This is a genomic window from Enterococcus innesii, from assembly GCF_022846515.1.
Lineage (GTDB): Bacteria > Bacillota > Bacilli > Lactobacillales > Enterococcaceae > Enterococcus_D > Enterococcus_D innesii.
In genome coordinates this window covers 603,347-625,133 of record NZ_AP025635.1, presented here as the reverse complement: position 1 = coordinate 625,133, position 21,787 = coordinate 603,347, and the positions used below count along the sequence as shown (strand labels likewise).

Genomic DNA, 21,787 nt, shown 5'->3' with positions numbered 1-21,787 from the left:
AATGAAAGGAAAAATAGTATGACAGATATAGAATCACTATTTACCAGAAAAGAATTTCAGAGCTTCGATTTTGGAACAGGAATTTGGCCTATTGTAAATAATAACATAGAGATTAAATTGAATGATGATGGTGTTTATGAAAATATACTTAAAAAGGAAATCCATAACTTTTCAAGTGAAGAGCTGATTAATCTGCAAGAAACAAGTTGTGTTTTTAGCAACAAAAATGAAAGCGAAGTAGCCGAAAAATTATTTTCAAAATTTCCTAATATTAAACATAATAAAAGAATTGGCTATTATTTAAACTTATTTGCTGGTCATGTGATTGAAGGAGACTTCAGAAAAAATGCAAGTTCTGGCGGATTTGGAACTTGGATATTTAAAGAATTATTTGAAAAGGACTATATAGATGCAGTTATTCATGTGAAAGAGGATCCTACGAAGGAAAAACTTTTCAAATATGATATTTCATATAATTTAGAAGAAATTCAAGCGGGATCTAAAACGAAATATTATCCAGTTGAGATGTCAGAAGTATTAAATGTGGTTAAAGATAAGCCTGGAAGATACGCAGTAATCGGTGTTCCTAGTTTTATAACAGAATTAAGATTATTATGTGAAAAAGAACCGGTTTTTAAAGAAAGAATCAATTTTTTTATCGGTTTAGTTTGTGGGCATCAAAAGTCCGCTTATTTTTCAGATTTTTTGGCATGGCAATGTGGTATTGAACCAAATCAACTCGAGCATATAGACTATAGGAAAAAAAATGCGAATCTTCCCGCAACAAGTTACGATATTGAAGTTTCAGGCATGGTTGATGGTGCTATAAAAACTATAACGAAAAATACAAGAGATTTATATGGATATGACTGGGGGCAAGGTTTTTTTAAAGTTAGAGCTTCCGATTACACGGATGATGTAATGAACGAGACGGCTGATTTGACATTAGGGGATGCTTGGCTTCAAGATTATGCTAATGATAGCTTAGGGAATAATATTTTGATCGTAAGAAATCCTTTAATAGGTGCTTTGATTAAAGAAGCTTCTTTGGATAAAAGAATAAAAGTTGACATAATAGGTGAAGACAAGGTTATTAGTTCTCAGTCGGGACATTTCAAGCACACTCAAGATGAGTTGAATTATAGATTGGCTAAATTAGAAAAAAAGGGTACTTTTGTTCCTAGGAAGAGATGGGGGCAAAAAAAGCAACCCAATTTTGTAAGAAAAAGGGTTCAAGATTTACGTGAACTTATTTCTGTTAATTCAGCTATTTATTTCAAAAAAGCAATCGAAAAGAATGATTACAAATATTTTATAAAGAGAATGAATAGTTTAGTATTTATGTACAATGTTTTGTATTTAGATCAAAGAATAAAGAGGAAATTACGAAAAGTAAAAAGGTATATTAAGATTTAAGTATTGATAGCAAAATTTAAGATAATGAGGTTATGATTAAATCTAAAATGTTAATGAATGTATTATAATTTAATATATCATCAATGGTTGCTAAATATTATATTATAATTTTTTGCTACATTATAGTATTTGATCGGATATAAGATTAATAATTATATTGCTTTATAAATAATGGTGGTTACAAATATGAACATAATGATAACTGGTGGTGCTGGATTTATTGGGAGTAATTTTATCAGATTTATAATTGAAAAAACGGAAAGTACGATCGTTAATTTAGACTTATTGACATATGCTGCAAATCTGGAATATTTAAAAGAAATTCAACAATTACCTAATTACCATTTTATTCAGGGAAATATTAAAGATAGTACGTTGGTTATGAAGACCATCCAAAAATTTAAAATTGATTGTATAATAAATTTTGCCGCAGAGTCTCATGTTGATAATTCAATAAAAAATGCGGAAGACTTTATTCAAACCAATATAGTTGGAACTGCCAATTTGTTAGAATGTGCTAGATTATCCAAAATTAGATATTTACAGATATCGACGGATGAAGTTTATGGTAGTTTAACAGAAGGATATGCTGATGAGAATACATTTTTGAATCCTAGTTCGCCATATTCTGCATCGAAGGCTGCTGCAGATCATCTTGTTATGTCCTATCATAAAACCTACGACTTAAATATCAATATTGTTAGGGCAGCAAATAATTACGGTCCAAATCAATATAAAGAAAAATTGATCCCGTTGATGTTACACCAAATAAGCAATAATAAACCATTGCCGATATATGGCAATGGTTTGAATAAACGTGACTGGCTATATGTTGAAGACTTTTGCAGGGCAATCTTCATCATATTAGAGTGCGGAAAAACGGGTGAAATTTATAATGTTAGCGCCCATGAAGAAATTGATAATCTTACTTTAGTTAAGAAGTTATGTCACTTATGCTCATATGATGAACGCAGGATTGAATTCGTTGAAGATCGATTAGGCCATGATTATCGTTATGCCATAGAAACATCAAAGATAGAATCACTTGGCTGGAAACCAAAAACAAACCTAGAAGAAGGGCTAATTAAAACCGTAAAGTGGTACTCTGAAACCAAACAGTTGGAAAGTTGAAATAGCATATAAGGTCATGACTTTCATTGGATAATCCTTCATGATTTACATCTCAAACTTCCGCCAATCAAACAAATAAATCACCCCAATTGCTTTAAACGTCAAATAGATAAAATGACCATAATTGTGGCCAATCAGATGTAACGCATCAGCGGAAGCTCCTTTATTCGACCAAAGAGTAAAACCTAATATAATGGCTAAGATCAGCAGACCTTTTCCTAATGCAAAGACAATTGTTTTTGCAGGGAGGGGTCTTTTTTTTGTGAGGAAAAAACCGAATAAAAGGACAAAGTTAACTAGTAACAAAAAATGTGCAGCAGTTGTCCATAGGGTCATTGCTCCTGTAGGTGTTAAGAAGTCGGTGAAAACGCAAGCGACGACTGCAGTCAAATTGAGCAAGTATAGAGGAAAGCGGAAGGTTGGTTTCTTCTCCTCACTCATTCTTTCTGGTTCGTCTGCTAATTGTTCTGGTTTTAGTAGTGACTCTAAATCGATTTGATATAGATCACTTAATTTGATCAATGTGTCGATGTCTGGGGTACTTCGGTTGTTTTCCCAATTTGAGATCGTTTGTCTGGTAACAAATAATTTTTCGGAAACTTCTTGTTGGGTGAGTCCTAACTTCAAGCGACTCTCTTTTATTTTTTCAGCTATAGTCATTTCAATGCTCCTTCTGACATATCCTATCATAAAGCGGTTCAAAGAAACAATTGTAAAGCTCGATTTAAAGAAAAAATGCACAAGTAGTTTTCTTTGTTCTTATAAGATTAAATTAAGATGAGCTTCATTTAGATATTCCTAAAGAATTTCCTGAAATTGCTCGATTTTTTTTCACTGAATCCTTCACCTGTAATAAGTAACAATTGTCATATATGAAGTGATAAATGTTCAAAGCTAGCACATATTCAGAGTAGAAGATAGTCTTACTCGAGTCATTCAAAAAAAGAAAGCCACGATTAAGTAAAAAATAGTTTCCTTTTTTGAAAATAAAATCATTGATAAAACAAGGATGCAAAGAAGATTTGCGCTGATTTGCACGGGATTTGCTTGAAGGGAAGGGTGCTTGAATTATAAAATTCTGAAGAGGTGGTGCAATGCGATGACAAGTGAATCAGGTATACATACGCTCAACGGTATTTCATGTGTCCGCATAAAAAACTTTTGATAGGAGTGGATGAGACGATAAATAAAAAAATGTTTGTAAATTAAAAATCAATAAATTATAATGATTTTCAGGCGTAAAAATAAGTTGGGTAAAAAGGTTTTAATTTTGAAAAAGAAGGTTAAGGTGAAAGTTTGTGAAAAAGAAGTTTAAATATATTTTATCTTTAATAATCTTACTAAGTGCTGCGGTGGTAACGCCAGCATTTCAGGTAATGGCGGAAAGCCAAATGTTTTCAGAATCTCAGCAGGGGGATCCGGAAGAAGTGAATGCTATCCAATCTGATGATACGAATGCTTCTGCGGATGCTGGACAAGCTACCTCTCAAGTAGAAAATGCTACGCCGACAACAACAACCTCATCGAGTGTGGATGTTAAGAACGAGCAAATACAAGCAAGTAGTGACAGTGAAGAAGCCATTAATGGATCAGAAAATAAAGAAGAATCTGCTGCAAGCACTGTAGATAAGGTCCCTTCATCTGTTAATGCTTCAGCTGCAAGAGCTGTCAATGGGCAACTGACGGTTCAAGTGTTAGATGGTAATTCAAACCAACCGATCCAAGGAGCTTATTTCACATTGACCTCTTCAACATCAGGTGAGGTGACATTGTTAGTCACGGACAGTTCAGGAAAGGTTACAATTCAACTTCCTTCAGGTGGCTATTTTATTAAGCAAGTTGGTACCACGAATCAAAGACTAAACTATGCATTCACATCGGTTGGAAATTCCATCAACTTGCAACCAGGGGAAACGAAAACACTTGAACTTTACGAGCGTTTAATTGCGGGTGAGTATGCTTTTGGAGATAGTCCTGATACGATTCATATTCCTGTAAACAGCACGTTTGATTTCTCAACCAAAGCATTAGGAATTGAGGCGTTTAAACTAAATTTTAGTGGCAATATAGACAAAAGCATTTCTGACTCGCAAATCTATCCTTACTACACCAATGTTGACCCAAGCAAGCCAGGTTCCTATGTAGCAATTTTTATGGCTCGACAAGCCTCCTATAGCGTGAATACCACACATGTGGTCAATGTCATTGTCGATCCGGAGCAGATTGGAGAGGTAAATGTCCGATACCTTGATAGTCAAGGGCAAGAAATCCATGAGATGCAGACCTTGACCGGTACGATTGGTGAACCATATGATGCCAGCACTGAAGGTTATAAGTTAACATTTGATGGCTACACGTTAGATGAAACCAAGTTACCAGAAAACAGTAAAGGTGTCTTTGGAGAAACAGCACAGACGGTCACCTATGTGTATACAAAGAATCCGATCCCTGCAGCGGATGTAACAGTGGAGTATGTGGATACAGAAGGCAAAGAAATTCATCCTTCACAAACGATTAGTGGAAACGTAGGCGAGTCTTATGATGCCAACGCAAAGAACTATCAATTAGTGATTGATGGCTACACCTTAGACGAAAGCCAATTACCAGAAAATAGTAAAGGTGTATTTAGCGAAACTGCACAAACAGTCACATATATCTACACAAAAAATCCGATACCCGCAGCGGATGTCACGGTTGAGTATGTGGATACAGAAGGCAACGAAATTCACGCTAGCCAAACGATCAGTGGAAACGTAGGCGACCCATACGATGCTAGCAAAGAACAATATCAATTAAAAATCGAAGGCTACACACTGGATGAAAGCCAATTACCAGAAAACAGTATGGGTGTATTTAACGAAACTGCACAAACAGTCACATATATCTACACAAAAAATCCGATACCCGCAGCGGATGTCACGGTTGAGTATGTGGACACAGAAGGCAAAGAATTTCATCCTTCACAAACGATTAGTGGAAACGTAGGCGACCCATACGATGCTAGCAAAGAACAATATCAATTAAAAATCGAAGGCTACACACTGGATGAAAGCCAATTACCAGAAAACAGTATGGGTGTATTTAACGAAACAGCGCAAACTGTTACCTACATTTACACAAAAAATCCTTTACCAGCAGCGGATGTAACAGTGGAGTATGTGGATACAGAAGGCAAAGAAATTCACCCTTCGCAAAAGATCAGTGGAAACATAGGTGATTCATACGATGCCAGTACAGAGAACTATCAATTAATGATCGACGGCTATGCACAGGATGGAAGCCAACTGCCAGAAAATACCACAGGAGTATTTAGTGAAACAGTACAAACAGTCACTTATGTGTATACAAAAAATCTCGTACCAGCAGCGGATATAACAGTGAAATACGTTGACACAGAGGGCAATGAAATTCATGACTCCCAAGCCATTAGTGGAAACATAGGTGATTCATATGATGCCAGCACAGAACAATATCAATTATCGATCGATGGCTATACACTAGATGAAAGCCAATTACCAGAAAACCTTAAAGGTGTATTTAGCGAAACGGCACAAACAGTCACATATATCTACACAAAAAATCCGATACCAGCAGCGGATGTCACGGTCAAATATGTGGATACAGAAGGCGAAGAAATTCGCTCTTCTCAAACGATCAGTGGAAACGTGGGTGACTCTTATGATGCCAGCACAAAGAACTATCAATTAGTGATTGAAGGCTACACTTTAGACGAAAGCCAATTACCAGAAAATCTTAAAGGTGTATTTAGCGAAACTGCACAAACAGTCACATATATCTACACGAAAAATCTCGTACCAGCAGCGGATATAACAGTGAAATACGTTGACACAGAGGGCAATGAAATTCATGACTCCCAAACCATTTGTGGAAACATAGGTGATTTATACGATGCCAGCACAGATCAATATAAACTATCGATCGATGGCTATACACTAGATGAAAGCCAATTACCAGAAAACAGTAAAGGTGTATTTAGCGAAACTGCACAAACAGTCACATATATCTACACGAAAAATCCGATACCAGCAGCGGATATAACAGTGAAATACGTTGACACAGAGGGCAATGAAATTCATGACTCCCAAACCATTTGTGGAAACATAGGTGATTTATACGATGCCAGCACAGATCAATATAAACTATCGATCGATGGCTATAAACTAGATGAAAGCCAATTACCAGAAAACAGTAAAGGTGTATTTAGCGAAACAGCACAAACAGTCACATATGTGTATGCAAAAAATCCCATGCCAGCAGTGGATATAACAGTGAAATACGTTGACACAGAGGGTAAAGAAATTCACTCCTCTCAAGCGATCAGTGGAAACATAGGCGACCCATACGATGCTAGTACAGAAAAATATAAACTAAAAATCGACGGATACACCTTAGATCAAAGTCAATTACCAGAAAACAATAAAGGTGTATTTAGCGAAACTGCACAAACAGTCACATATATCTACACAAAAAATGCCGTACCAGCTGCGGATATCACGGTCGAATATATTGATACAGAAGGCAAAGAAATCCACTCTTCACAAACGATCAGTGGAAACGTAGGCGACTCTTACGATGCTAGTACAGATAAATATCAACTAACAATCGATGGCTATATTCTAAACGAAAGCCAATTACCCAAAAACTGTAAAGGTGTGTTTAGCGAAACAGCGCAAACAGTCACCTACATCTACACAAAAAATCCGGTACCAGCAGCGGATGTAACGGTGGAGTATGTAGACACAGAAGGTAACGAAATTCATGCTTCCCAAATCCTATCAGGAAATGTAGGCGACTCTTACGATGCTAGCACAGAAAAATACCAAGTATCAATCAACGGCTACGTCTTAGATCGAAGTCGTTTGCCACAAAATGCGAAAGGAACATTCGGCAAGCTGGGGGCAACTGTGACGTACGTTTATACAAAAGAAAACGCAGCAACAGTTGATAGTTCCGATAATAAAGAAAAAGCTCCTGCCCAAACTGTTACTTCGAAAAAAAGCTCTTCTGCACAAAGATTGCCGCAAACCGATGAGCAGGGGACGTTGTTCCCAGTTATAGTTGGTTTGTGCTTTATCGCCACGGCAAGCTGGCTTTATTTCAGAAAGCGAAAATAGCGATTAAGTAAGCCATTGGGGAAAGGCATCACTGACTAAAAAAAGGACAGCTGCGATTCAGCTGTCCTTTTTGTTGCTTATTTACCTAAAAATGAAATGAACCCAAGGGAATCATAAAGAAAATGGCAGATCCAGCTGACCCATACGCTATTGGATTTTTTCCAAACGTAGTTGAGTGCCAATCTGGCAGGCATCAAGGTGATCAATAATTGTGCTGGATGAAAACCGTACGCTGGGATGTGCCACAAAGCGAATAGCAGACTGCAAATGACGGAAGACCAGAAGAAAGAGAGTCCTTTTTTCTGTAAAGCCAACAAGAGATTGGTGCTAAGCAATTCTTCCCCCATGAGCATGAAGGGAACTTGTAGAAAGACCATTTGGACGGTGATAGTCTCGCTGATCGAATTAGTTGTCGGTTGTCCAAAAATAGCGGCATAAATAAAGGAAAAGAACACGCCAGTCAAAATGACGAAAGGCACACCCCATAATAAAACAATGAAACGAAAATGCTTGAATTGTTCCAAAAAGGTCCTTCGTAAGAGGAAGTACCCTGCACCAAATGCCAAAATCACATTCCATACAGTACCAACGATGGATAAAACGGAATCGCTTAGGGGTGTATAGGGAAGCATTTGATAGGTTAAACCGATGACTAATGTGAGAATAAATAAATACATTGCTGACTTGTGTTTCATTTTGAACACATCCTTTAAAGTAATTGCCACACGCTGAATTATAAACAGAAAAAACATCAAAGTACAAAAAGATATCTCTCATTATTTTTAAACGAAAATAAAAAGGAGTGAATACGATATCATGGCTGACAGGCTAGGATTTATTAGTATCAGAATAAAATATTTCTAAGAACAATTCTCAAAAATGGTGAACAAAAAGAGAAGTTTATAAGAATCTCTGTAACACTGTTGAAATATTATTACGCTTATGTTACATTTTGTTTACGTTATTATGTTTAGGGAGAATGTTTATGAAGAAATCAAGCAATTATTCAAATAATTCACAACATAAAGAAGCGATGTCTGAAAAACAAGCACCTTTTTCAAGGGGCGAATCACATCAAAAGCAAACAACGGGAACGGCAAGACGCTCGCAAACCACCAATCGTCAAGTTTCTAAAAAGAAGCCAACCCATCGCAAGTATCTCTTTTCTTTGATGACGCTGCTGACAGTTGTCATTATCGCCACTGGCGGTTATATCGCCTTTACGTTGAAGCAGCAAGAAGCCTTGGCAAGGGAAAAATATGAGGCTGCTGCTGAAAAGTTATTGGCATCGATTCAAGAAGAGCAGGTCAAAGAGGGAATTCCAGCAAAACTTGAAACATTGTCTGATGGAGACAAAAAAGAATTGATTTTCCGACCAAAAGAGGAGAATGCGATCCCTGTCAAGGATGCAAGCAAGAAATTGTCGAACATGGCGAACAAATTATGCAAAAAACACACCGACAAAGAGACAGTCACCATTGCTAGGATTGAAGCACAAGCAGTCGCATCGAAAGTGTCAACCTATTCTTTAAAAGCGGACAGCTATGTTTGGAATCGGGAAACTGGTCGCTTTGAAGATGCGGATAGCGTGGTTGCCGATCCAATTTTTATTTCCGAGAAAACCGGCAATGAATTATCCTTGAAAGACTTGGTTCCAGACGAGGGAAGCTTGCTAGGGATCCAGCAAGTCATTCAGCAAAAGATTTTAGACCAAGCCAAGGAACCAGATAAAGTCATTGATGCGGTCTTGGCGATGGATCGAATCACCTATGAGTCGAAATTTACGTATGATCCTGAAAAAGTAACGATCCAGTTACCCCAAAATCAAACTGGCGTATCTGAGATCACGTTGGCGTACAAAGAGATTGCACCGTTTATTGATCCGGAACTTGTTAATGCGGACCAATTGAAAGAGCAACAACCGACATTGGACGAAAACAAAAAATATGTTGCATTGACTTTCGATGATGGACCAAATGATACCTCGACATTGGATCTCTTAAAAATCTTGAAAGACAATAATGTGAAGGCAACGTTTTTTGAATTAGGCCAAATGGTGGATCAGTATCCTGAAGTATCGAAAAAAATCCATGAAGAAGGGCATGAAATTGCCAGTCACTCTTATTCACACCCGCAATTAAATACGTTGTCGCCGGAGGATGTCAAAGCGGAAATAACTAAGACCGACAAAGCGATCTATCAGGCAACTGGGGTCTTGCCTAAGAATTTGCGTCCACCGTATGGGGCGATCGACCAACAAAGCGCCCAAGCAGCAGGAAAAGCGATCATTCAATGGAGTGTCGATACCGAGGATTGGAAGCTAAAAGATCCGAATAAGATTCTAAAGGTCGTACAAAACAATGTCTACGATGGATCGATTATTTTGCTTCATGATATTCATCCGAAATCCGTTCAAGCTGTACCAGGTATTATCCAAACGCTGAAAGCGCAAGGCTATGAATTTGTGACGGTGGATCAGTTGTTAAATAGTAAACAAAAACCAATGTATCAATATTTTGGTGAAACAGATGAACGTAGCGTTAGCTAATAGCTGAAAAAGGAAGTGATGATCGCTATCACTTCCTTTTTTTATTAAACGAACACTGCAGTTGCCGCTTTATCACTCGTCTGAGGCAAATGCCTGGAGGTAGTCTTCATCCAGCAGTAAAGCAAAGTCATCAGCAAGGGCTTCTTGATCCAGTTCTCGCATGAGAGCTAGCATCTTTGTAGTTATCGTTTGCCCCGCTTTTTGATCGCCGGTTCTTAAGAGCAACACGCCTTGGAAAAATTTGCAGACGGTTTGGTGAAAAAACTCTTTGTAGTCTGTCGCCAAAAGTTTCAATTGGATAACGAGAACTTCCGTTGCATCGTATTGCTGGTGTTTTAATGTGTATTCAATCAAATTGATCAGTAGCGCGCAATAGATTTCCCGACCTTTTTCCATATCGATGTAGTACTCGAGCATCTTGGATACTTTTTTGAAAAAGAGGAAATTATACTCGTTGTCCAAAAGGTCGATGGTGTTGGCGAATAACTGGATTTCTTGCAATGTCCAGCTTTCAACATCAATGAGATAGGAAATAATCGTTTGACGATCACATTCCAAAACAGCACGTTTCCGATAGACCCCATGCTCTGCCAAGCTTTGCAGCATGCGAATTCGCGAGCGAACCTCTGCAATACGGACATTGTTTAGTCTGCTAGTGGTTTGCTGCAGTTCCTGTAATAGCTTTTGTAAATTTGGCAGATCGTGTTTGTTTGAATACTGATTGTACCGATGATTATAGCTATTTTGCTCATCCAGACGATAGCCATTAGCGATATAGAGAAATTCATCGATATCCATTGAGAGATTTTCTAAGATTTGCAAGAGTAAGTTGGTAGCAATCTGATGCTTGCCTTTTTCAAATTCAATTGCATAGGATTTTGAAATAATCGTGCCATAGACTTCTTTTTGGGTGAAGCCTTTTTTCAATCGGATTTGTCTGATCGTTTCGCCATACATAAGAACCCCTCCGCTCTCATTGCTTTAATGAAATTGTGTCTCCTCATTATAGTAAAACAAGCCCAGTGTAGGAATCAAAAAGGTCTTATATTTCAGACTCTCTTGATTTAATGAAAGAAATTGATCGGTAAACTTAGTGATAGAGGATCCTCAGAGAGGATAATAGAAAAGCGTGAGAACATTCGATTCTCACGCTTTTTTTAGACGAAACTAAGGCAGATCAATACAAGAATCATTACTAGCCAATGCATCGTTTTTTTGCTCCTTAAATGGTATTAGAAGAAGACGATTGGGCTGCTACGTTTCCTTCTGATTAACAAGTATAAGCAAAAAGAACCCAATAAATGGTTAAGTCCAAAATGTAAGACCAAAAAGATACTGAGGAATTCTCTGGGAAGAAAAAAGTGGGATATGGCGACTGAAGAAACTCTATTTCATAATGGTGTAGACTCGATTTTAATGGGGAGTTTTCATTCTTTTTTCATAGAACTTTCTGTGAACGTTTCGATTCTTTTTTTCGCTACTAAGAGTTATTTTGAAGGATATCGTGAAAAATCGGGTGATATTTTTTTGTTTTTTTATTTGCAGAGGTAAAAAACGAAGGTGAAATCAAGAAAAAACACAATCGTCGTTTTTATCTAAATAAATGCATAAGTATACAAATGTAATCGTATTCATTATATTGATTAAATGTAAAAAAAGGAATGGTTAAATGACGAAAAAATAGATTTTTTTATCGTAACAGCCTGTTTTATAAGAAAAATATAAATAATTTGTGCTTGTTTATTAAATAAATCTTTTATGTTTTCTGAGGCTAAATTAAGTGTTTTTTTAATTATTTATCGTGTTTATAATTTGTTGGAAAGAAATAAATTTGCTAGAATTTTGGTACACAGTGTGTTCGTTTAGTTATTTTATTTTTATGATTCACAAGCGATTTCTACTATGCTGCTAAACTATTTGAACAAAAATCACTGGGTTTTTCAGAAAGCATGCGAAAAAACGTCGCGGTGCGATCGGTTACTTTTGTTTTCTCTCTATGCCTTTGGGTGTTGGGTTGAAATAGATTTTCATCTGGTATTAAAGGGGGAAAGAAGGATTCCAGAGATCATCAGTTTTATCTTTTGTCGGTTAAATTTTTTTCGAACAGGAGGAGAATGAATGAAAGGCGTTAATTATAAAAAGCTCATGGATTCAAAGAAAAACACACGCGTTCGAACAAAGAAAAACATTATTGCGAATTTAACTGTTAGTGGGATGTTGTTGACGAGTACAGTGGTCGTGCCAGCAAGTTTATTATGGGCACCAATGACGGTTGAAGCTGCTTTGGTTTCAGCTGAACTTTTCTCAGATATCACAGCATCTAATAACTCAGGCACGAGTGCGTCTGCACCTTATGCAACTCCTGGTGCAACGAACCAAGTCAATTTCTCGATTTCTGGATCAAATGCAGTAACGGTTGATGTCTTGAATGGGGATAAAGTCGCGGTTGTTGGGGTTCCTCAAGGCCTTACTGGGTTGGTTCAACCGGCAGGGAATGCATCGATTTCCACCAATGTGATACTCCAACTGGGGAATTTCCCAGCCTTGCAAACGCTGATCGGTACAGTCACACCAGCAGTCAATACCTTGATCAGCACGGTGGATGGAATCGTCAATCAAAATTTAGCTGATGCACTGGATATTCCGCCAACAATCGTTGGCGGCTTACCGAATCCGTTGTATACGGCAGCTTCAATCGTGGATGTCAGCCAAGTGATTTCTGTTAACTTAGATGAAATCACTACCCAGTTAGACTTATTAAATCAACTTGGACAATTTGGCCAAGCAAATTTTGAAGTTCCAGCTGGACTAACCGATAACGAACGTGCCCTGATTGCCAATGTGGATGATGGTTTATTTATCGTTATCAATCAACGCATCAATCAAATTCTTGATAATTTACAAGCAGCCCAGATTCAAGTCAGCATTTTGGATGGTGCAAGTGGGATTCCAGGCATCGGTACCTTGATCGGTCAAATCAATACGTTGGTACAAAGTACCGTTAATACAGCGAAAGCTACTTTGAACGCAACAGTTGAAACGGCACAAACAGTCTTCAATGCAACGACAGATTTAGCAGATCAAATCGCTTCTGCATCTGTTTTAGGTCAAACCAATGTGGTCATTCCAACGAATGTCACCAGTCCGACCTATGCACAATTGGTTGAAAACGGTGTGGCGAATCCATCTAATCCTTACGAAGCCCGCTTCGAAGGAACGATGTCGCAACTTGATTTGATCACCATTGATTTGTTTACGGATGCTGACGGCAATAACTCGATTTGGTTTGCACCAGATACACCAGAAGATCAAACCGATACACCAACGATCAATCCATTGACAGCAGGGGAGACGACGATCAGTGGAACAGCTGAGCCAGGCGCAGCCATTACATTGGCGATCAACGGCGGAGCACCTATTACGACAACCGCAGATGGTGACGGCAATTGGACGGCGGATGTCCCTGAATTGGTGGAAGGCGATACAGTCACAGCCGTAGCGGAAGCTGACGGCGAATCGGCGAGTGAGCCTGCAACGGCAACGGTAGCAGCACCAGTGGTCAATGCACCAACGGCTTCGATTACAGGAAATAGTACCGATGGGTACCCTGTGACGGGGACAGCCGCAGCAAATGCAGCCATTGAAATCACCAATGCCGAAGGTGAAGTCGTTGGCTCTGGGACGGCAAATGAGAACGGCAACTACAGTATCACGTTGAACCCAGCAGATGTAGCAGAAAATGAAAACTTGAATGTTGCCGCAATCGTCACTGCCGGTGGCCAAACTTATCGCAGTGGCAATACGCCAATCGTCGTTCCAGCAGACGATGCAGAGCAACAAACGGGAACACCAACGATTCAACCGGTGACTGCCGGGGATACAAGCGTCAGCGGAACTGCTGAGCCAGGTGCTTCGATTACTGTGACCGTCAACGGTGCAGATCCGATCGTGACGGAAGCCGATGAAGAGGGCAATTGGCGTGTTGATGTGGCCGAAGTGTCAGAAGGCGATACGGTTTCAGCTGTTGCCGAATTAGCAGGACAAACGCCAAGCCAACCGGCTAGCACCACCGTGTCCGCCTTAACGGTCAATGCACCGACGGCTTCGATTACAGGAAATAGTCAAGAGGGCTATCCAGTGACTGGAACAGCAGCACCAAATGCGGCCATTGAGATCACCAATGCGGATGGCGAAATTGTCGGAACAGGTACCGCCAACGAGAATGGCGTTTATACGGTGACGTTAGATCCAGCAGATGTTGACGCGGAAGAAACCCTCAATGTGACGGCGGTTGTCACCGCTGGCGGCGAAACCTACCGTAGCAGCCCAACACCTGTTGTGGTGCCTGCGGATATTTTGCAGACGGAAACACCAACGATCGATCCAGTCAGTGCTGGAGATACGACCGTTAGTGGGACAGCCGAACCGGGGGCAACGGTAACGATCACGCTTCCTGAAGGCGACCCAATCACGGCTGAAGCCGATGAGGAAGGCAACTGGGAAGCAACGGTTCCTGAATTGTCAGAAGGCGATTCCGTGACGGTCGTAGCTGAGTCTGAAGGCAAAGATCCGAGTGCCCCAATCACGGTGAGTGTAAACGGTTTAACCGTGGCTGCGCCAACGGCTACGATCACCGGAAATAGCACAGACGGGTATCCAGTAACGGGAACGGCAACTGCCAATGCAGCGATTGAAATTTTGAATGAAGCCGGCGATGTTGTTGGTAGCGGAACAGCTGATGAGGATGGCAACTTCACGATCACCCTTGATCCTCAAGAGGTGACAGCTGGCGACAACTTACGAGTGGAAGCGATCGTGACGGCTGGTGGTGAAGACTATCGCAGTACAGGCACACCGCTTGTAGTTCCTGCAGATGATGTCGAAAATTTGACGGAAACACCAACGATCGACCCAGTAACAGCTGGGGATACGACCGTCAGCGGAACGGCTGAACCAGGAGCAACTGTGACAATCACGCTGCCTGAAAGCGATCCGATCACGGCAGAAGCCGATGATGAAGGCAATTGGGAAGCGACGGTACCAGAATTAACAGAAGGCGATACGGTAACTGTCGTTGCCGAAGCCGAAGGCAAAGAGCCAAGTGCCCCGATTACCGTGACCGTGGATGGCGTTACTGTCAGTGCACCGAGCGCTTCCATCACAGGCAATAGTACGGATGGCTATCCGGTCAGCGGAACAACGACACCGAATGCGGCCATTGAGATTTTGAATGAAGCAGGCGATGTCGTTGGTAGCACGACGGCGGATGACACGGGTGTTTATACCGTGACCTTAGATCCAGCCGATGTGGCGCCAGAAGAAGCCTTGCAGGTGGTGGCAGTTGTGACAGCGGGCGGTCAAGACTACCGCAGTAATGCCACACCAATCACGGTACCAGCAGACATTGAACAAACAGGAACACCAACGATCGATCCGGTCACAGCAGGTGATACCACGATTAGGGGAACGGCAGAACCAGGATCGACGGTTACTGTCACGATCACCGATCAAGAACCAGTAACGGCTGAAACGGATGACGAAGGAAACTGGCTTGCAGAAGTGCCAGCAGTCTCTGGTGGTGATACAGTCACAGTCGTTGCGGAAGCCGAAGGCAAAGAGCCAAGCGCGCCAATCAGCGTAGGAGTCACAGGAGTGACCGTAGCAGCACCGACAGCGATCATTAGCGGAAATAGTACTGATGGGTATCCAATCACGGGGACTGCTCCAGCGAATGCAGCGATCGAAGTGTTGAATGAGTCAGGTGATGTGATCGGTACTGGGACAGCCGATGGGGATGGAAACTATACGGTAACTATCGCACCAGCCGATGCAACACCAGAAGAAACCTTGTCTGTCGTTGCGATCGTAACAGCTGGCGGGGATGAGTACCGCAGTCCTGCCACACCCGTGACGGTCCCAGCAGATGAGCTTGAACAAACAGCATCACCAACGATCGACCCAATCAACGCCGGGGATACGACGATCAGCGGAACGGCAGAACCAGGCGCAACGGTGACGGTAACGATCCCAGGAGAAGCTCCGGTCACTGGCGAAGCCGATGACGAGGGGAACTGGGCGGTTGACGTTCCTGAAGTTTCTGAAGGAGAAACCGTCACAGTGGTCGCACAAGCACCAGACAAAGACCCAAGTGCACCAATCAGTGTTGGGGTTAATGGGTTGACGATCGCTACACCAACCGCGACGATCAGCGGCAATAGTACTGATGGTTACCCAGTAACGGGAACGGCACCAGCCAATGCAGCCATCGAAATCTTGAATGCCGATGACGAGGTCGTAGGTACTGGCACCGCCAATGACGAAGGCCAATATACGATCACGTTAACGAGTGAGGATGCGTCTCCAGCTGAAACCTTACGGGTGATAGCTGTAGTCACAGCCGGTGGTCAAGATTACCGCAGTGCGGCTGCCCCAATCACAGTACCATTGGATCAAACTGCAGTCCCAACGATTGAAACGGTGACAGCCGGCGACAACACCATCAGCGGAACGGCTGAACCTGGTGCGACAGTTTCGATAACGATTGGTGACGCAGAGCCAGTCACTGCCGACGCAGATGACGAAGGCAATTGGACGGCAACGGTGCCCGAGGTTTCTCAAGGAGAAATTGTTTCTGTGGTAGCGACCCTTGATGGGGAAACACCAAGTGATGCAGCTACGGTCGTCGTAAATCCACTCAGTGTGGCGACACCGACAGCAGCGATCAGCGGCAATAGTTCGGAGGGGTATCCAGTAACCGGAACGGCCACGCCAAATGCAGCGATTGAGATCTTAAATGCAGCCGGTGAGGTTGTTGGTAGCGGTGAAGCAAATGAGGAAGGTGCTTACAGCATCACATTGAACAGCGACGATGTTGATCCTTCAGAAGCGCTTCAGGTGGTGGCAGTGGTAACCGCTGGCGGCGATGAATACCGCAGTGCGCCACTTTCCATCGTGGTACCAGCAGACCAAACGACTACCCCAACGATCGATCCAGTGCAAGCAGGTGATACATCCATCGGAGGAACTGCCGAACCTGGTTCAACGGTGACGGTAACGATTCCTGGAGAAGATCCAGTGACTGCCGAAACGGATGAGGAAGGCAATTGGACAGTCACCGTACCAGAACTTTCAGAAGGCGACACGGTCACAGTGGTTGCGGAAGCTGAAGGCAAAGACCCAAGTGCACCAATCAGTGTTGGTGTCGGTGCCTTGAACGTGGCTGCACCAACCGCAACGATCACGGGCAACAGTACTGACGGCTATCCAGTTACAGGGACAGCACCAGCCAACGCAGCCATTGAAATCTTAAATGCTGCCAATGAAGTGGTAGGCAGTGGTACTGCCAATGGAGACGGTGAGTATACGATCACCTTGACAGAAGGTGTTTCACCAGCAGAAACCTTGCGCGTGGTGGCTATCGTATCAGCCGGCGGTCAAGACTATCGCAGTCCGGCAACTACTATCGTGGTACCAGAAGATAACGCAGAAGACCAAACAGCGGCACCGACTGTCGCACCAGTGATTGCTGGGGCTACAACCGTTAGCGGAACGGCTGAACCTGGGGCAGATGTAACGGTTGAACTACCAAACGGCGATACTGTTACAGTGGCAGCGAATGACGAAGGTGAGTGGACGGCAACTGTGCCGACGGTTTCTCTGGATGATGTCTTGACAGTTACTGCCTTGGCAGACGGCAAAACAGAAAGTTTACCAGTAACAGTGACGGTGCAAGGGCTGATCGTGGCAGCACCAACGGCAACGATTTCTGGCAATAGTGAAGATGGTTATCCCGTAACTGGTACAGCACCAGCCAATGCGGCAATCGAAATCTTAAATGCTGATGATCAAGTGATTGGCACAGGGACAGCCAATGAGAATGGCGTTTTCACCGTTACCTTGACCAGTGAAGAAGTATCAGCGGGCGAAACGGTCCGTGTCGTTGCTATCGTTTCAGCAGGTGGGGATGACTTCCGTAGTCAACCAACAGCTGTCGTGGTGCCAGCGGATCAAACGGCGACACCAACGATCAATCCAGCTGTGGCTGGCGCAACACAAATCAGCGGGACAGCCGAGCCGGGAGCAACAGTCAATGTGACGGTCGGTGAGCAAGACCCAATCACCGCTGAAGTTGACGAAGAGGGCAATTGGCAAGTTGATGTGCCAGAGCTTTCCGAAGGGACGACTGTTACGGCAGTGGCAGAAGTAGAAAATGAAACACCAAGTACACCAGCAACGATCACGGTCGGGGCATTAACGGTGGCGGCGCCTAGTGCGTCTATCAGCGGCAATGCAGCCGATGGCTATCCAGTGACTGGAACAGGACCAGCGAATGCGACCATCGAAATCTTGAATGAAGCTGGCGAGACAGTAGGAACGGGTACGACCAATGCTGCAGGGGGTTACACGATCGCTTTGACTAGTGAAGATGTCTCTCCTGAAGAAAACTTGACGGTGGTTGCGGTGGTCACAGCAGGTGGCAAGGATTATCGCAGTCCAGCGACACCGATCATGGTGCCAGCTGAACCGGGTGAAAATCAAACAACGGCACCAACGGTTGATCCAATCAAAGCAGGCGATGAAACAGTTAGCGGAACGGCCGAACCTGGATCAACTGTGACTGTAACACTACCTGATGGCACAGAAGAAACCACCGAAACAGATGACGAAGGCAACTGGAGTGTCGATGTGCCTGAATTGTCTGAAGGAGATACCATCACGGTCGTCGCAGACAGTGACGGCAAAGACCCAAGTGATCCGATCACTGTCATTGTTGAAGGAGTGACTGTCACAGCACCAACAGCTTCCATCAGCGGCAACAGCACGGATGGTTACCCAGTGACTGGTACAGCACCAGCCAATGCAGCGATTGAGATTTTGAACGCAGCCAATGAAGTCGTTGGAACAGGCACTGCCGATGGAGACGGCAACTATACAGTGGACTTAACTTCTGAAACTGTCGATCCAGAAGAAATCTTAAACGTCGTTGCCATCGTAACAGCTGGTGGGAAAGAGTATCGCAGTAATCCAACAGTGGTCATCGTACCAGCAGATACGGTAGTGGATCAGACAGCTGCACCAACGATCGATCCAATCACGGCTGGGGATACCAGCATCAGTGGGACCGCTGAACCAGGTTCAACTGTGACGATCACCGTACCAGATGCGGAACCAATCACGGCTGAAACGGATGACGAAGGCAATTGGACAGCAGAAGTACCAGAAGTTTCTGAAGGCGATGCGGTCACTGTTGTGGCTCAATCACCTGACAAAGAGCCAAGCGCTCCAGTCACAGTTGGTGTGGGGGCGTTGACAGTCACTGCGCCTAGTGCAACTATCACAGGCAATAGCACGGATGGCTATCCAGTAACTGGAACGGCACCAGCCAATGCCACCGTACAAATCTTGAATAGCGATGGACAAATCGTCGGTTCAGGAACCGCAGACGCGCAAGGGAACTACAGTATCACTCTTGAACCAACAGCTGTTGCACCAGCGGAAAGCCTAACCGTCGTTGCAGTTCAAACAGCTGGCGGCAAGGAATACCGCAGTAATGCGACACCGATCGTGGTACCTTTGGATCAAGAAGAGCAACAAACTGCAACACCAACGATCGATCCAGTCAAAGCTGGCGATACGACGATCAGCGGGACTGCCGAACCAGGTTCAACGGTGACGGTAACGATTGGTGAAAATGAACCAATCACGACCGAAACGGACGAAGAGGGCAATTGGACAGTTGAGGTACCTGAAGTTGCGGAGGGTGATACCGTCACTGTTGTGGCACAATCACCTGAAAAAGATCCTAGTGCACCAATCACAGTGAGTGTGGATGGCATCACGGTTTCAGCACCGACTGCTTCGATCACCGGCAATCCAGAGGATGGTTACCCAGTGACGGGGATGGCAGCACCAAATGCGGCGATTGAAATCTTGAATGAAGCGGGGGATGTCGTTGGATCAGGCAATGCCGATGAAAATGGCAATTACACGATCACGCTCTCTGGTGAAGACGTTTCTCCTGAAGAATCATTGAACGTCGTTGCGATCATCACAGCCGGCGGCAAAGACTACCGGAGTAATGCCACACCAATCGTCGTGCCTGTCGAAAATACGATCGATCAAACCGCCACACCAATCATCGAACCAGTCACAGCTGGTGATATGACCATCACTGGTACTGCTGTAGCGGGAGCGATGGTCACCGTGACGGTAACGGGCGAAGAAGCGGTTGAAAGCCAAGCAGATGAAGCAGGAAATTGGTCAGTAGACGTTGCGGAAGTTTCTCGAGATGAAATCGTAACAGCAGTGGCGCAAAGTGAAGGAGAAACCGCCAGTGAACCAGCAACGACCGTTGTCAGTGGTATCACGGTCAACGCACCTTCAGCGTCCATTACTGGGAATTCACAAGATGGCTATCCAGTAAGTGGGAACGGACCTGCCAATGCAGCGATTGAAATTCTTAATGAAGCAGGGGATGTCGTTGGAACAGGCACTACCGATGAAAATGGTGACTATACGATCACGTTGACTAGCGAAGATGTCGCACCAGAAGAAAACTTATCGGTTGTGGCGATCGTCACTGCCGGTGGGGATGACTACCGCAGTAATGCGACCCCAATCGTCGTGCCTGTCGATGATGAAAGCATCAAAACTGATACACCAACCATTGACCCAGTCACGGCTGGTGATACAACGATCAGCGGAACGAGTGAGCCAGGTGCGACGATCACCGTTACCATCAGTGATCCGTTAACAAGTAGCTTACTGACTATCTTCGCAGCTGAAGGACCGATCACAACGATCGCCGATCAAAATGGTGACTGGGATGTTGAGTTATCCGCGGAAGCGACGGAAGGCGAAACTGTTACGGTTCTTGCCTTAGCCGAAGGCGAAACCTTAAGTGATCCGACGACGACCGTAGTCGGTGCCTTGACGGTTGATGCACCGGTTGCCACGATCACTGGCAATCCTACCGATGGCTATCCAGTCTTCGGAAATGGGCCAGCCAATGGGACGATCGAAATCTTGAATGAAGCGGGTGACGTTGTCGGAACTGGAACGACCAATGGGAATGGTGCCTTCAGCATCACATTAGACCCAGAGGATGTTTCACCAGAAGAAACCCTTAACGTTGTGGCTATCGTTACAGCAGGTGGCAGAGAATACCGCAGTGCAGCAACACCAATCGTGGTACCAACGGGTGACAATGGTACGGATGGTACTGACGGCACGGACGGTACCGATGGAACGGATGGCACTAATGGTTCTAATGGTACCAATGGCACGGACGGAAGCAACGGCGCTTGGGGCAACTGGGGCAGTTGGGGGAACAACAACGGCAACGGCAGCAATAACAACCAAAGCTGGTGGGGAAGTAAGTACCTACCGAAAACGGGATCAGAAGGAACTTGGTATGCTTCAGTGATTGGGGCAGCAGTCTTCGTTGTCGGAGGAATTGGCTTGTTCTTCAAAGCAAGAAAGAAAAAAGACCAACAAAAATAGCATGACTTTACCAGCGGAGTGGACATCCTCCGCTGGTATCTCTAGTGAATAATAG

Annotated in this window: 8 protein-coding genes; 5 read left to right on the top strand and 3 right to left on the bottom strand. The window is 43.5% G+C overall.

The genetic code is table 11. The features are described 5' to 3' along the window. Positions 1 to 18: 18 nt before the first annotated feature. Both ENLAB_RS02890 and rfbB read left to right on the top strand, forming a co-directional pair. Positions 19 to 1,416 (top strand): Coenzyme F420 hydrogenase/dehydrogenase, beta subunit C-terminal domain, encoded by a 1,398-nt coding sequence (locus tag ENLAB_RS02890; protein WP_244352499.1) that lies wholly within the window; start codon positions 19 to 21, stop codon positions 1,414 to 1,416. Between the two features lie 186 nt (positions 1,417 to 1,602). Beyond that, the gene (gene rfbB / locus ENLAB_RS02885; protein WP_244352498.1) at positions 1,603 to 2,547 is read left to right on the top strand and encodes a dTDP-glucose 4,6-dehydratase; all 945 of its coding nucleotides are present in this window, start codon (positions 1,603 to 1,605) and stop codon (positions 2,545 to 2,547) included. Between the two features lie 45 nt (positions 2,548 to 2,592). Here rfbB and ENLAB_RS02880 read toward each other — a convergent pair whose 3' ends face one another. Continuing rightward, positions 2,593 to 3,207, bottom strand: a complete 615-nt coding sequence (locus ENLAB_RS02880) for a helix-turn-helix domain-containing protein (RefSeq protein ID WP_244352496.1) — start codon at positions 3,205 to 3,207, stop codon at positions 2,593 to 2,595. 638 nt (positions 3,208 to 3,845) lie between these two features. On the opposite strand from ENLAB_RS02880, the gene ENLAB_RS02875 reads away from it, so the two are divergent. Further along, on the top strand, positions 3,846 to 7,682 hold the full coding sequence (locus ENLAB_RS02875; protein WP_244352495.1) for a MucBP domain-containing protein: 3,837 nt from the start codon (positions 3,846 to 3,848) through the stop codon (positions 7,680 to 7,682). A gap of 77 nt (positions 7,683 to 7,759) precedes the next feature. Here ENLAB_RS02875 and ENLAB_RS02870 read toward each other — a convergent pair whose 3' ends face one another. Further along, a complete protein-coding gene (locus ENLAB_RS02870) occupies positions 7,760 to 8,434 on the bottom strand; it encodes a CPBP family intramembrane glutamic endopeptidase (RefSeq protein ID WP_244353406.1) in 675 nt (224 codons plus the stop codon). Between the two features lie 233 nt (positions 8,435 to 8,667). Between ENLAB_RS02870 and ENLAB_RS02865 the strand changes: the two genes are divergently transcribed. Then, entirely contained in the window at positions 8,668 to 10,230 is a 1,563-nt protein-coding gene (locus tag ENLAB_RS02865) for a polysaccharide deacetylase family protein (protein ID WP_244352494.1), read from the top strand. Positions 10,231 to 10,302: 72 nt separating this feature from the next. Here the strand turns inward: ENLAB_RS02865 and ENLAB_RS02860 are convergent, their stop codons facing one another. Then, entirely contained in the window at positions 10,303 to 11,187 is an 885-nt protein-coding gene (locus ENLAB_RS02860) for a helix-turn-helix domain-containing protein (RefSeq protein ID WP_244352493.1), read from the bottom strand. Between the two features lie 1,161 nt (positions 11,188 to 12,348). Here ENLAB_RS02860 and ENLAB_RS02855 point away from each other — a divergent pair. Next, positions 12,349 to 21,732: an Ig-like domain-containing protein gene (locus ENLAB_RS02855; protein ID WP_244352492.1), complete on the top strand. Its 9,384-nt coding sequence runs from the start codon at positions 12,349 to 12,351 to the stop codon at positions 21,730 to 21,732. Positions 21,733 to 21,787 lie beyond the last annotated feature (55 nt).